The following is a 13,013-nucleotide window of genomic DNA, read 5'->3' as shown; positions in this document are numbered from 1 at the left end:
ACAATAAAAAATGAAATGATGAGAGACGCAGAAAAAACAGTAGGTGGTATGATTGATAAGTTGAAAACAGCTTTTATCGGTTCTACAGACAGGGAGGGATTTCCTAATATCAAGGCAATGTTGCAGCCAAGAAAAAGGGAAGGGATAAAAACGATTTATCTGACAACGAATACTTCATCCATGCGTGTGGCACAATACGGGGAGAACAATCATGCCTGTATTTACTTTTGTGATACAAGATTTTTTAGAGGTGCGATGCTGCGGGGTACAATGGAAGTATTGACAGACAGTGCCAGCAAAGAAATGATTTGGCAGGAGGGTGATACCATGTATTACCCGGAAGGAGTGACAGATCCCGACTATTGTGTATTGAAATTTACGGCAACTTCCGGTAGGTTTTATAGTAATTTCAAATCGGAGAGCTTTATCGTAGAATAAAACTCATAGTATATAAGAGATACTAAGAGACAGCGCTTTTATAGTCTCAATGTGCTATTTTTAAGATTGTATAAAAGAATAGCAACTTTAAAAACAATGAACCAGTGAATAAACGGCATAAAATAGTGCAATAATATGCGGAAATGCAGGTCTATTTCGCATAAAACTACATACGGTATGCATCTTTTCTTGTTGGCAAAGCGTTCGTTCCTCGGTGAGGAGCGGGGTGTTCCTCGGTGTGCGTCGCTAGCTTCCTCACCGAGGAACTTGTTTGTCATCGGTGAGGAAGCTGAAACTGGTCTTTTTGAGGGTGGTTTTTCTCTAGTTTGGCATAACTGTTAGAAAGGATAGGAATAATAAAAAGAACGGTTATCTTAATATTTTATGTTGAATGGTGAATGAATAATGGAAAATAGCTGCTATTTGGATGATATATGTCCCAAATGATAATAATAAAGAACTTTCTCCCGACAGATGCCGGGCTTTTTTCTATTTTTCTTAAATCGTTATGCTATTGTCTCTCTTCCTGATTGCTTAAATATTCCTTTTTTAAGAATGGTCATTCTTTCATTCATTTTATGTTCCCGGACAGAATCCGTTTTTATAAAACAGATAACTTTCCTCTATCGCATCGGCAGTATCAGCTTCTAATGCATATAATATTTCTTTGCAAAATTCCAGTTGCCCGGTTCCGTTGGCAGTTACAATATTCTCGTCTCTTACAGCTTGTTCATTGAGGAAAAATGAATTGGAAGGTACAATACCTTATGGGGGAGTGCGATACGCTCGGAAAAGAAATGACTCAATTAACGGAAGATAAATTTTTTGTTGTCAATACACAAACAGGTAAACTTGTCGTCGCAGGTTATTATGATACAAACAATAATAACAAGTATGACAAAACAGATAAGGATGAAATCTTAATCTATAATTTGAAAACCTTGAAGTTAGCTTCGAGAATATGACTTCCGGCTAGATAGCCAACTGTGTACAAAGTAGAAAAGTGAAATAAAAAAGCTCTGTAATCATTGAATTACAGAGCTTTTTCTTTGTTTCGCTTTCTTAAGAAGCGGTGCGTACGGGACTCGAACCCGTGACCCCATGCGTGACAGGCATGTATTCTAACCAACTGAACTAACGCACCAAATTTTATTTTGACTAACTCATTTTATTTCTTTCCGCCTCTCTATTGAAGAAGCGGTGCGTACGGGACTCGAACCCGTGACCCCATGCGTGACAGGCATGTATTCTAACCAACTGAACTAACGCACCAGAATTTCAATTTATTAATCTGCATCTCTCTCGATTGCGGGTGCAAAGGTAGTTGTTTTTTATAAATCTGCAAGCGTTTTGAGAAAAGTTTTTTTCAAGAAAAAACGATAAAAATGCTTAGTGTCTCATTTTGAGTACTTTTGTAATGAAAAAAAATATTGTTTTTTTTCTCTTCGGATAGTGACGCTATCCGGTTGTTATAGTGACGCCATCACGATAGGATAGCGTCACTATCCGAAGTTAATAGCGTCACTATCCTGAAGTTTGTCATTCTATTCATAGAAAATAACTCCCGATATCTTTCTATCTGTAAGAAATCACCGTTTTTATATCAACTTTATGCTTGAATAATTCGTAATTTTGCAATAAATCGTTATTTTTGCGGACTAAAATAAGAAAGGTGGAAAATTATCCGCCTAGAATCGTTAATTAGTAAAAAGAATGATGACAACAGCCAAACTGTTATTGCACTGTCCCGACAAACCGGGAATCCTTGCGGAAGTGACAGACTTTATTACGGTAAACAAAGGAAATATTATCTATCTGGATCAATATGTAGATCATGTAGAGAACATATTCTTCATGCGTATTGAATGGGAACTGAAAGACTTTCTGGTTCCGCAGGAGAAAATTGAAGATTATTTCAGAACTCTCTACGGGCAAAAATATGAAATGGATTTTCGTCTTTATTTCTCGGACGTAAAACCACGTATGGCTATTTTCGTTTCCAAGCTGTCACACTGTCTTTTCGATATATTGGCACGATATACAGCCGGAGAATGGAATGTAGAGATACCTCTTATTATAAGTAACCATCCAGATTTGCAGCATGTAGCAGAGCGGTTCGGAATTCCTTTCTATCTGTTTCCTATTACAAAGGAGACGAAAGAAGAACAGGAGCGTAAGGAGATGGAACTGCTTGCCAAGCATAATATTACATTTATTGTATTGGCGCGCTATATGCAGGTAATTTCCGAGCAGATGATTAATGCTTATCCGAATAAGATTATTAATATACATCACTCTTTCCTTCCTGCGTTTGTAGGGGCGAGGCCTTATCATGCGGCATTCCAGAGAGGTGTGAAAATTATCGGTGCAACCAGTCACTATGTAACGACTGAACTGGATGCAGGACCGATTATTGAACAGGACGTAGTGCGCATTACTCATAAAGACGCTATTGAAGACCTTGTAAATAAAGGAAAGGATTTGGAAAAAATCGTTCTTTCACGTGCAGTACAGAAGCACATCGAACGTAAAGTTTTGGCTTATAAAAATAAAACAGTAATATTTAGCTGATGAAAGTAGCAGTTGTAAAATACAATGCCGGCAATATTCGTTCTGTGGATTATGCTTTGAAGCGGTTGGGTGTGGAAGCGGTGATTACTGCTGATAAAGAAGAACTCCAATCGGCAGATAAAGTTATTTTCCCCGGAGTGGGAGAGGCGGAAACTACCATGAACCACTTGAAAGCAACGGGACTGGACGAACTGATAAAAAATCTCCGTCAGCCTGTATTTGGAATTTGTCTCGGTATGCAGTTGATGTGCCGGCATTCTGAAGAAGGGGAGGTCGATTGTTTGAATATCTTTGATGTGGACGTGAAGCGTTTTGTTCCGCAGAAACATGAGGATAAAGTGCCGCACATGGGATGGAATACCATTGGAAAAACGAATAGCAAATTGTTTGAAGGATTCACCGAAGAAGAGTTTGTCTATTTTGTACATAGCTTTTATGTGCCTACCTGTGACTTTACTGCTGCTACAACAGATTATATTCACCCGTTTAGTGCTGCATTGCATAAAGATAACTTTTATGCCACCCAGTTCCATCCGGAGAAAAGCGGTAAGACGGGAGAAAAGATTCTGACGAACTTTTTGAATCTATAATAAACTATGTTGCCGTTTATAATAAACTCCATCATAATTTATAATAAACTCGTTCATCGTTTATAATAAACTTTTAGCAAATAAATAATAGATGATAGAAATTATTCCAGCCATTGATATTATTGACGGAAAGTGCGTACGTCTTTCCCAGGGAGATTATGACAGTAAGAAAGTATATAACGAAAATCCGGTGGAAGTTGCCAAGGAGTTTGAAGCGAACGGTGTTCGCAGGCTTCATGTAGTAGATCTGGACGGTGCTGCTTCTCATCATGTAGTCAATTATCGGGTGTTGGAACGGATTGCTGCGCACACTTCTCTCGTTATCGATTTTGGTGGTGGAGTAAAGAGTGATGAAGATTTGAAAATTGCTTTTGAGAGTGGAGCACAGATGGTTACAGGTGGAAGCATTGCGGTGAAAGACCCGGAATTGTTCTGTCATTGGCTGGAAATATATGGCAGTGAAAAAATCATTTTGGGGGCAGATGTAAAAGATCATAAGATAGCCGTCAACGGTTGGAAAGACGAAAGTGCCTGTGAGCTTTTTCCATTTCTTGAAAATTATATGGATAAAGGTATACGCAAAGTAATCTGTACGGATATTAGCTGTGACGGAATGTTGAGTGGGCCTTCTATTGATTTATATAAGGAGATGCTGGCAAAATTCCCTGACCTCTATCTGATGGCTAGTGGCGGGGTGAGTAAGGTGGATGATATTGTTGCTTTGGATGAAGCTGGTGTTCCCGGAGTTATTTTCGGTAAGGCATTATACGAAGGACATATCACCTTAAAAGATTTGAGAATCTTTTTATAATTAGCGTACCAGAATGAAATGGCTGTTTATATTATAAATGGCTACCTTATTATAAGAGGAAACAAAGAATCAAACTTCAGGGATATAGATTATAAATTGTTGAACAATAAATAAAAGTAGGATTGTGTTAGCAAAAAGAATAGTACCTTGTCTGGATATAAAAGACGGACAAACCGTGAAAGGAACGAATTTTGTCAATTTGCGCCAAGCCGGTGATCCGGTAGAGTTAGGCCGCGCTTACAGTGAACAAGGAGCAGATGAACTTGTTTTCCTGGATATTACTGCAAGTCATGAAGGACGTAAGACTTTTACGGAATTGGTAAAACGGATTGCTGCTAATATCAATATCCCATTTACGGTAGGTGGCGGAATCAACGAATTAAGTGATGTGGACCGCCTGTTGAATGCAGGGGCGGATAAGATCTCTATCAATTCTTCCGCTATCCGTAATCCTCAATTGATTGACGAGATTGCAAAGAATTTCGGTTCGCAAGTTTGTGTGTTGGCAGTAGATGCCAAACAAACCGAAAATGGTTGGAAATGTTACTTGAATGGAGGACGTATCGAAACAGATAAAGACCTGTTCGAGTGGACAAAAGAGGCCCAGGAACGCGGAGCAGGAGAGATTCTCTTCACAAGCATGAATCACGATGGGGTAAAGGCCGGTTATGCAAATGATGCACTTGCCGCTTTGGCGGATCAGCTTTCCATTCCTATCATTGCTTCGGGAGGTGCGGGCTGTAAAGAGCACTTCCGCGATGTCTTTTTACAAGGAAAGGCAGATGCTGCATTGGCTGCCAGCGTTTTTCACTTCGGAGAAATTAAAATTCCCGAATTAAAATCGTATCTTTGCGGCGAAGGAATTACCACTAGGTAATTGCTGCGTAGCAAAAATTAGCCTTTAGGCTGCGGCGAAGGAATTACCATTAGGGGGGGAGGCACCCCGGCCGGGTTTCCATGCGGATGAATAATCTATTTAGATAAATAGAATAAGATATTTGCAAAAAAACTCCATAGGCGAATAGATCATAATTGTAATTTGGAATAGTAATTAGAACTTATATAAAAATGGAATTGGATTTCGATAAAATGAACGGACTCGTTCCGGCTATCATACAGGACAACGAGACACGTAAAGTCTTGATGCTGGGCTTCATGAATAAAGAAGCTTATGATAAAACGGTAGAAACCGGAAAAGTTACATTCTTTAGCCGTACCAAGAATCGTTTGTGGACAAAAGGCGAAGAAAGCGGTAACTTCCTTCATGTGGTATCTATAAAGGCCGATTGCGACAATGATACACTACTGATTCAGGTAAACCCGGTAGGTCCCGTGTGCCATACTGGTACAGATACTTGTTGGGGTGAGAAAAACGAAGAACCGGTTATGTTCCTGAAAGCATTGCAAGATTTCATTGACAAACGTCATGAAGAAATGCCCGAAGGCTCTTATACTACCAGTCTGTTTGAGTCGGGAATCAATAAAATAGCTCAAAAAGTAGGTGAAGAAGCTGTAGAAACAGTAATCGAAGCAACAAACGGTACTGACGAACGTTTGATCTACGAAGGAGCCGACCTTATTTATCACATGATTGTATTGCTTACTTCAAAAGGCTATCGTCTCGAAGACCTTGCACGTGAATTGCAGGAAAGACACAGCAGTACATGGAAGAAGCATTAAATAATTAAAATTTAATAATTAAAAATTAAAACGGGAGTCAGTATGGATGACGAGGCGTTGATTCAATATAAGAACGTAGAAATCCATCAACAGGAACTTTGTGTATTAAGCGATGTAAATCTGGAGCTGCACAAAGGAGAGTTCGTCTATTTGATCGGAAAAGTAGGCTCGGGAAAAACGAGTTTGCTCAAGACTCTGTATGGCGAACTGGACGTAATTGACGGTGAAGCGGAAGTGTTGGGTTATAACATGCGTTCTATCAAACGTAAGCATATCCCGCAACTGCGTCGGAAATTAGGCATTGTCTTTCAGGATTTTCAGTTGCTCACAGACCGTACTGTATATAATAATCTGGAATTTGTGCTTCGTGCCACAGGCTGGAAAAACAAACAGGAAATCCAAGACCGCATTGAAGAAGTGCTCCAATTGGTGGGAATGTCCAACAAAGGTTATAAGCTCCCGAACGAGCTTTCCGGTGGCGAGCAACAGCGCATTGTGATTGCACGTGCCGTACTCAATTCTCCTGCTATTATTCTAGCGGATGAACCGACCGGAAATCTGGACGTAGAGACCGGTAAGGCCATTGTAGAATTGTTGCACAATATCTGTGAATCCGGTTCATCCGTAGTGATGACGACGCACAATTTGCAATTGCTGAAAGAGTATCCGGGTAGGGTATATCGTTGCGCTGACCATCAGATTGTAGATGTGACAGCCGAATACATGCCCAGACAGAGAACAATAGAAATAGATTTAAATATAGATAACTAAAACAGTAACGAAAATGAAAGTTTTAAAGTTTGGAGGAACTTCCGTAGGTTCTGCTCAGCGCATGAAGGAAGTAGCCAAATTGATTACCGATGGTGAACAAAAGATTGTTGTTCTCTCTGCTATGTCAGGAACAACAAACACATTGGTGGAAATTTCGGACTATCTGTATAAGAAGAATCCGGAGGGTGCCAACGAGATTATCAATAAGCTGGAAGCAAAATATAAACAGCACATTGATGAGCTTTTTGCAACCCAGGAATATAAACAGAAAGGTCTTGAAGTTGTCAAATCCCACTTCGACTACATCCGCTCCTATACTAAAGACCTTTTCACTTTGTTCGAAGAGAAAGTGGTTTTGGCACAGGGAGAGCTTATTTCTACGGCGATGGTAAACTTCTACCTGCAGGAATGTGGCGTGAAGTCCGTGTTGCTTCCGGCTTTGGAATTCATGCGTACTGACAAGAACGCAGAACCGGATCCTGTATATATTAAGGATAAATTGCGCGCACAGCTCGATCTCTATCCGGATACAGAAATCTACATTACGCAAGGTTTCATCTGCCGCAATGCTTACGGTGAGATAGACAATCTGCAACGTGGTGGTAGTGACTACACTGCTTCTCTGATTGGAGCCGCAGTAAACGCTTCTGAAATCCAGATTTGGACAGATATCGACGGTATGCACAATAACGACCCGCGTATTGTTGACAAGACCGCTCCGGTTCGTCAGCTTCACTTCGAAGAAGCAGCCGAGTTGGCTTACTTCGGTGCAAAAATCCTGCACCCTACCTGTATCCAGCCTGCTAAATATGCCAATATCCCTGTTCGTCTGTTGAACACAATGGATCCGGAAGCTCCGGGCACACTGATTTCCAACGACACGGAAAAAGGTAAAATCAAGGCAGTAGCCGCAAAAGAAAACATTACTGCGATCAAGATCAAATCCAGCCGTATGTTATTGGCTCACGGTTTCCTGCGTAAGGTATTCGAAATCTTCGAAAGCTATCAGACGTCTATCGATATGATCTGTACTTCAGAGGTAGGTGTATCTGTAACAATCGATAACACGAAGCATCTGAACGAGATTCTGGACGACCTGAAGAAATACGGAACAGTAACCGTTGATAAAGAGATGTGTATCATCTGCGTTGTAGGTGACCTTGAATGGGAAAATGTCGGTTTTGAAGCGAAAGCTCTTGATGCGATGCGAAATATACCAGTGCGAATGATCTCGTTCGGAGGAAGTAACTACAATATCTCCTTCCTCATTCGGGAGTGCGATAAGAAAGTAGCTTTACAGTCGTTGAGTGATATGCTTTTCAACGACAAATAAATCCACAAATAACACGAGCGCTTTTACCGAACTGATAAAAGCGCTCTTTTTTAACCAACTAAACAAGTTTTTCGAATTATGAAGGGAATATTTCCAATCGATAAATTCCGCACTTTGCAGACACCTTTCTATTATTATGATACCAAAGTGCTGCGTGATACATTGTCGGCTATTAACCAGGAGGTTGCCAAATATCCTAATTATTCAGTGCATTACGCTGTTAAAGCCAATGCCAACCCGAAAGTACTTACCATTATCCGTGAGAGCGGAATGGGAGCCGATTGTGTGAGCGGCGGAGAAATCCGTGCCGCTATCCGTGCCGGATTCCCTGCCGATAAAGTTGTTTTCGCAGGAGTCGGCAAAGCAGATTGGGAAATCAATCTCGGACTGGAGTATGGCATCTTCTGTTTCAATGTCGAGTCTATCCCCGAACTGGAAGTTATCAATGAATTGGCTGCTGCTCAAAATAAGATTGCTAATGTTGCTTTCCGTATCAATCCCGATGTCGGCGCACATACACATGCCAATATAACTACCGGTTTGGCAGAAAACAAATTCGGTATCAGTATGCAGGACATGGACAAGGTGATAGACGTAGCACAAGAGATGAAAAACGTAAAGTTTATCGGTCTTCACTTCCACATTGGCTCGCAGATTCTGGATATGGGTGATTTTGTAGCCCTCTGCAATCGTGTCAATGAGTTGCAGGACAAACTGGAAGCACGAAGAATCCTGGTAGAACATATCAACGTAGGTGGTGGTTTGGGTATTGATTACGGACACCCCAACCGTCAGGCTGTTCCGAATTTCAAGGATTACTTTGCTACCTATGCCGGACAATTGAAATTGCGTCCTTATCAGACATTGCATTTTGAGCTGGGACGTGCAGTGGTAGGTCAGTGTGGTTCTTTGATATCCAAAGTCCTCTATGTAAAACAAGGAACACGGAAGAAATTTGCCATCCTTGATGCAGGTATGACCGACCTGATTCGTCCGGCTTTGTATCAGGCATTCCATAAAATGGAAAATATAACTTCTGAAGAACCATTGGAAGCCTACGATGTAGTAGGACCGATTTGTGAATCGTCAGACGTTTTCGGAAAAGCGATTGACTTGAACAAAGTGAAGCGTGGTGACTTGATCGCCCTTCGTTCTGCCGGTGCGTACGGTGAAATAATGGCTTCCGGATACAACTGTCGTGAACTGCCGAAAGGATATACTTCCGACGAATTGGTGTAAGTAAAAAATGAACTGCTATAATCAAAATGTGAATGTAGTTTAAAAATATAGGGTGCATGGAACAATTTTAACTGAAAGCGTGTTATTTTTGTAATGAGTTCAAAAAGAAACTACATTAACAACTTAATAAAAAAATACGATTATGATTTCAGAAAAATTACAGAATGCAATTAACGAACAGATTACTGCTGAAATGTGGTCTGCTAACCTGTATTTAGCAATGTCTTTCTATTTTGAGAAAGAAGGTTTCAGTGGTTTTGCTCATTGGATGAAAAAACAATCCCAGGAAGAAATGGGACATGCTTATGCAATGGCAGATTATATCATCAAACGTGGAGGAACTGCTAAAGTGGATAAAATAGATGTTGTTCCTAACGGATGGGGTACACCTCTCGAAGTATTCGAACACGTTTACAAACATGAATGTCATGTTTCTCAATTGGTAGACAAGCTGGTAGACGTAGCAGCTGCTGAAAAGGATAAAGCAACACAGGATTTCTTGTGGGGATTTGTTCGTGAACAGGTAGAAGAAGAAGCTACAGCGCAAGGCATTGTTGATAAAATCAAGAAAGCCGGTGATACTGGAATTTTCTTTGTAGATTCACAATTGGGACAGCGTTAATGATGCTACTCTGAAAAAATAGTTCTTTATATAGAAAGAAGCTACTCGAAATTTCTTCAAGTAGCTTCTTTTTTTTCACTTATTTGGCTCGTATCTGGAAATAAACTACCTTTGTATTAAGAGTCAGAGAGAAATTAATCCCGATTATTATAAATGAATGGTGTGAATAGAGGAATTTTTAGATTGCTCCCTATATTTTTATTGCTCTTTTTGGGGGTGAGCAGTTGTTCTCAAAAAGAGGAACGGCGTATTTTAGTTATCCACTCTTATGAGGAGACTTACGCGGCTTATCCGGAATTTAACCGGATGATAGCGGAGCAATTTGAGAAAGAGAAAATAGATGCTGATATCCGTACCGTTTATTTAGATTGTGAGTCCTATTGGGAAGAACCGGAGTTGGAACGAATGCGTTTTCTGGTTGATTCCGTTTCGAAAGACTGGCGGCCGGAAGTGATTCTGGTGAATGAAGACCAGGCTACCTATTCATTGATGAAATGTGGGGTGCAGTTGGGCAAAGAAGTACCTGTGGTTTTTGGTGGTGTCAATTACCCGAATTGGGGATTGCTGAAACGCCATCCTAATGTGACGGGTTTCCATGATAAGATCGCCTTTAATGAAAATGTCAGTGTGGCAAAAGAACTTTTCGGTGAACACGTCCGGTTGTTTACCATGCTCGATACCACTTATATCGATAAACAAATCAGAAGAGATGCAAAGGAACAGTTTAAAGGTCATAAAGTGACCGGATTCATTGATAACCCCGAACTTTCTCCTGAAGAACAGATACGTTTGACGCAGGAAGAAGGTTATACTCGTTTCATGGCTATTCCTTTGCGTAATGCCAGAAATCATTCGGATGCCACCTTTATGTGGGTGTTGAACAGAAGCTATCGCGATCAATGTTATATTCAGCTGAAACGTGATTATACTACCATTAATATTGGAAGCATTTGTGGTAGTCCCAGCTTGACAGCTATCAATGAAGCCTTCGGGTTTGGTGAGAAGTTGCTGGGTGGATACATCACTTCGTTGCCTATTCAGGTGGAAGAAGAGGTGAAAGCAGCCGTTCGTATATTACACGGTGCGAGTCCGGCGGACATGCCTATTGTTGAAAGCCGGAAAGAGTATGTTGTTGATTGGAATACAATGACGCAAATAGGTTTGAGTAAGGAAAGTATTCCTGCTAAATATCGTATTATCAATATTCCGTTTAGTGATAAATACCCTTTGTTGTGGGGAATTTCAGTCGCATCGTTCATTCTTGTATTAATTATTCTTTTCGCTTCTCTTTGGTGGCTATACCTTCGGGAACAGATGAGGAAAAAGCAGGCTCTTATAGCATTGGCTGATGAAAAAGAAACATTGTCATTAGCCATTGAGGGTGGAATGACGTATGCCTGGAGATTGGATAACGGTTGTTTTGTTTTTGAAGATGCATTCTGGGCGTCGCAAGGGTTAAATCCCAGACAACTTTCGTTTAAGGAATTCATGAGCTTTATCCATCCCGACCATTGGGAAGGAGTGAAGTTCAACTGGCGAAATCTGAAAAGTGCTCATAAAAAGATTGTGCAGGAGCTTTGTAACTTCGACGGCAAAGGCTATCAGTGGTGGGAGTTCCGTTATACCACCAAACAGCTACCTGGAGGCGAATATAAAACTGCAGGTTTGTTGCTTAATATACAGGATATAAAAGATCGTGAAGAAGAATTGGAAGCAGCACGCTTATTGGCTGAAAAGGCGGAATTGAAACAATCATTCCTCGCAAATATGAGCCATGAGATACGTACTCCGCTTAATTCAATCGTTGGCTTTGCCAATATACTGGCATTGGAAGATGGATTGAGTTCCGTAGAACGCGAAGAGTATATCAGTACTATTAACAAGAACAGCGAGTTATTACTCAAACTGATTAATGATATCTTGGAACTTTCCCGTATCGAATCAGGATATATGTCTTTCTCATTCAAGAGATGCAAGGTGAGAGAGTTGATTGACGATATCTATATGACACATCAGGTTCTGATTGCTTCACATTTGGATTTCCTGAAAGAAATGGATGATACACCTTTGGAAATCAATGTGGACAGGGAGCGCTTGATACAAGTTCTGACAAACTTTCTGAATAACGCCTGCAAGTTTACGGAAACCGGATATATCAAATTAGGATATAGTTATCTGCCGGATGAAGGCAATGTGCAGATTTATGTCGAAGATACTGGAAGAGGGATTCCACGAGAAGAACAACGGATGATTTTCAGCCGTTTCTACAAACAAAACGAATTCTCGCAGGGAGCAGGATTGGGACTTTCTATTTGTCAGGTGATTATAGAGAAGCTGGGTGGAAAGATCGAACTCAAATCTGAAGTAGGCAAGGGAAGCCGCTTTACGGTTATTCTTCCTTGCCGGGTGGTATCTTGATAATGATAGACTTTAACGGGAATACGAACAATCTTATTTCTTGTTTTTTCCTTTCTCCATCGTTCCCAGGTAAATCTCCAGTGAACGGGTGGAAATCTGTATTTCGCGGAAAGATACGCCTAAAGAAGCTATCAGCAGAATCAATGCCAATCCGAATACATAAGCAGAGAATAATTGAAGCCCGATATAAATAAGGAACATGCTGACTACACAGAAAAAAAGGCTTGCAATACCTAGTCCTTGCATTCTACGGGTCAGGTTCAACCGTTTCCGTAGATTCTCGATTTGCGCTTCAGTGATATCCGAAGGGTTTTCCATGTAGCGGTCACGCAGTTGGCGCACAAGTTGGGCATACGATAAGAAACGGTTGGTATAAGCCAGCAATATCAATGAAACTGCCGAGAAAAGTAGGGCAGGAGTAGTGAGAGTCAATTCTTCCATAATCTTTTTTTTATAGTCAAGTAGCGGTTCAAAATTCATTTTATAAAAGAGATTTTTTTGGCACGGGTTACATGGATTTCACGGTTTTAGAAATATGCT

The 13,013-nt window shown here is 40.6% G+C and carries 13 protein-coding genes, 2 tRNA genes and 1 pseudogene; 12 read left to right on the top strand and 4 right to left on the bottom strand.

The window, feature by feature from the left end; genetic code table 11:
- Window positions 1-15 precede the first annotated feature (15 nt).
- Window positions 16-438, top strand: a complete 423-nt coding sequence (locus DW173_RS21770; protein WP_182425239.1) for a pyridoxamine 5'-phosphate oxidase family protein — start codon at window positions 16-18, stop codon at window positions 436-438.
- Window positions 439-1,014: 576 nt separating this feature from the next.
- Here DW173_RS21770 and DW173_RS24245 read toward each other — a convergent pair.
- A pseudogene (locus DW173_RS24245) lies at window positions 1,015-1,170 on the bottom strand (glutamine amidotransferase); the annotation flags it as partial.
- 11 nt (window positions 1,171-1,181) lie between these two features.
- On the opposite strand from DW173_RS24245, the gene DW173_RS21755 reads away from it, so the two are divergent.
- A complete protein-coding gene (locus tag DW173_RS21755) occupies window positions 1,182-1,403 on the top strand; it encodes a hypothetical protein (protein WP_147402061.1) in 222 nt (73 codons plus the stop codon).
- 105 nt (window positions 1,404-1,508) lie between these two features.
- Here the strand turns inward: DW173_RS21755 and DW173_RS21750 are convergent.
- A tRNA-Asp gene (locus DW173_RS21750) sits at window positions 1,509-1,582 on the bottom strand.
- A 54-nt stretch (window positions 1,583-1,636) separates the two neighbouring features.
- A tRNA-Asp gene (locus DW173_RS21745) sits at window positions 1,637-1,710 on the bottom strand.
- A gap of 441 nt (window positions 1,711-2,151) precedes the next feature.
- Between DW173_RS21745 and purU the strand changes: the two genes are divergently transcribed.
- The 10 genes from purU to DW173_RS21695 all read left to right on the top strand — a co-directional run bounded on the left by purU (window position 2,152) and on the right by DW173_RS21695 (window position 12,473).
- Window positions 2,152-3,009 (top strand): formyltetrahydrofolate deformylase, encoded by an 858-nt coding sequence (gene purU, locus DW173_RS21740; protein ID WP_120145213.1) that lies wholly within the window; start codon window positions 2,152-2,154, stop codon window positions 3,007-3,009.
- Window positions 3,009-3,599 carry an imidazole glycerol phosphate synthase subunit HisH gene (hisH, locus tag DW173_RS21735; protein ID WP_004297048.1) on the top strand — a complete coding sequence of 197 codons (591 nt, stop codon included), beginning with the start codon at window positions 3,009-3,011 and terminating at the stop codon, window positions 3,597-3,599. The genes purU and hisH overlap by 1 nt, the downstream gene beginning before the upstream one ends.
- A 91-nt stretch (window positions 3,600-3,690) precedes the next feature.
- Window positions 3,691-4,410 carry a 1-(5-phosphoribosyl)-5-[(5-phosphoribosylamino)methylideneamino]imidazole-4-carboxamide isomerase gene (hisA, locus tag DW173_RS21730; RefSeq protein ID WP_004313663.1) on the top strand — a complete coding sequence of 240 codons (720 nt, stop codon included), beginning with the start codon at window positions 3,691-3,693 and terminating at the stop codon, window positions 4,408-4,410.
- A 124-nt stretch (window positions 4,411-4,534) separates the two neighbouring features.
- Window positions 4,535-5,287 (top strand): imidazole glycerol phosphate synthase subunit HisF, encoded by a 753-nt coding sequence (gene hisF / locus DW173_RS21725; protein ID WP_049702510.1) that lies wholly within the window; start codon window positions 4,535-4,537, stop codon window positions 5,285-5,287.
- Window positions 5,288-5,478: 191 nt separating this feature from the next.
- On the top strand, window positions 5,479-6,090 hold the full coding sequence (hisIE, locus tag DW173_RS21720) for a bifunctional phosphoribosyl-AMP cyclohydrolase/phosphoribosyl-ATP diphosphatase HisIE (RefSeq protein ID WP_004313661.1): 612 nt from the start codon (window positions 5,479-5,481) through the stop codon (window positions 6,088-6,090).
- Between the two features lie 42 nt (window positions 6,091-6,132).
- Window positions 6,133-6,861: a cell division ATP-binding protein FtsE gene (locus tag DW173_RS21715; protein ID WP_004313660.1), complete on the top strand. Its 729-nt coding sequence runs from the start codon at window positions 6,133-6,135 to the stop codon at window positions 6,859-6,861.
- 13 nt (window positions 6,862-6,874) lie between these two features.
- The gene (locus DW173_RS21710) at window positions 6,875-8,194 is read left to right on the top strand and encodes an aspartate kinase (RefSeq protein WP_004313659.1); all 1,320 of its coding nucleotides are present in this window, start codon (window positions 6,875-6,877) and stop codon (window positions 8,192-8,194) included.
- Between the two features lie 78 nt (window positions 8,195-8,272).
- Entirely contained in the window at window positions 8,273-9,433 is a 1,161-nt protein-coding gene (lysA, locus tag DW173_RS21705; RefSeq protein WP_008643429.1) for a diaminopimelate decarboxylase, read from the top strand.
- Between the two features lie 142 nt (window positions 9,434-9,575).
- The gene (locus tag DW173_RS21700; RefSeq protein ID WP_004304025.1) at window positions 9,576-10,055 is read left to right on the top strand and encodes a ferritin; all 480 of its coding nucleotides are present in this window, start codon (window positions 9,576-9,578) and stop codon (window positions 10,053-10,055) included.
- Window positions 10,056-10,208: 153 nt separating this feature from the next.
- Window positions 10,209-12,473 carry a sensor histidine kinase gene (locus DW173_RS21695; protein ID WP_120145212.1) on the top strand — a complete coding sequence of 755 codons (2,265 nt, stop codon included), beginning with the start codon at window positions 10,209-10,211 and terminating at the stop codon, window positions 12,471-12,473.
- 33 nt (window positions 12,474-12,506) lie between these two features.
- Here the strand turns inward: DW173_RS21695 and DW173_RS21690 are convergent, their stop codons facing one another.
- Window positions 12,507-12,914, bottom strand: a complete 408-nt coding sequence (locus DW173_RS21690) for a DUF2721 domain-containing protein (protein ID WP_004313656.1) — start codon at window positions 12,912-12,914, stop codon at window positions 12,507-12,509.
- Between the last annotated feature and the right edge of the window lie 99 nt (window positions 12,915-13,013).

The organism is Bacteroides sp. AM16-13 (assembly GCF_003602705.1).
GTDB lineage: Bacteria > Bacteroidota > Bacteroidia > Bacteroidales > Bacteroidaceae > Bacteroides > Bacteroides xylanisolvens.
Note: the sequence above shows the minus strand (reverse complement) of the source record. Positions and strands in the feature narration are given on the sequence as shown.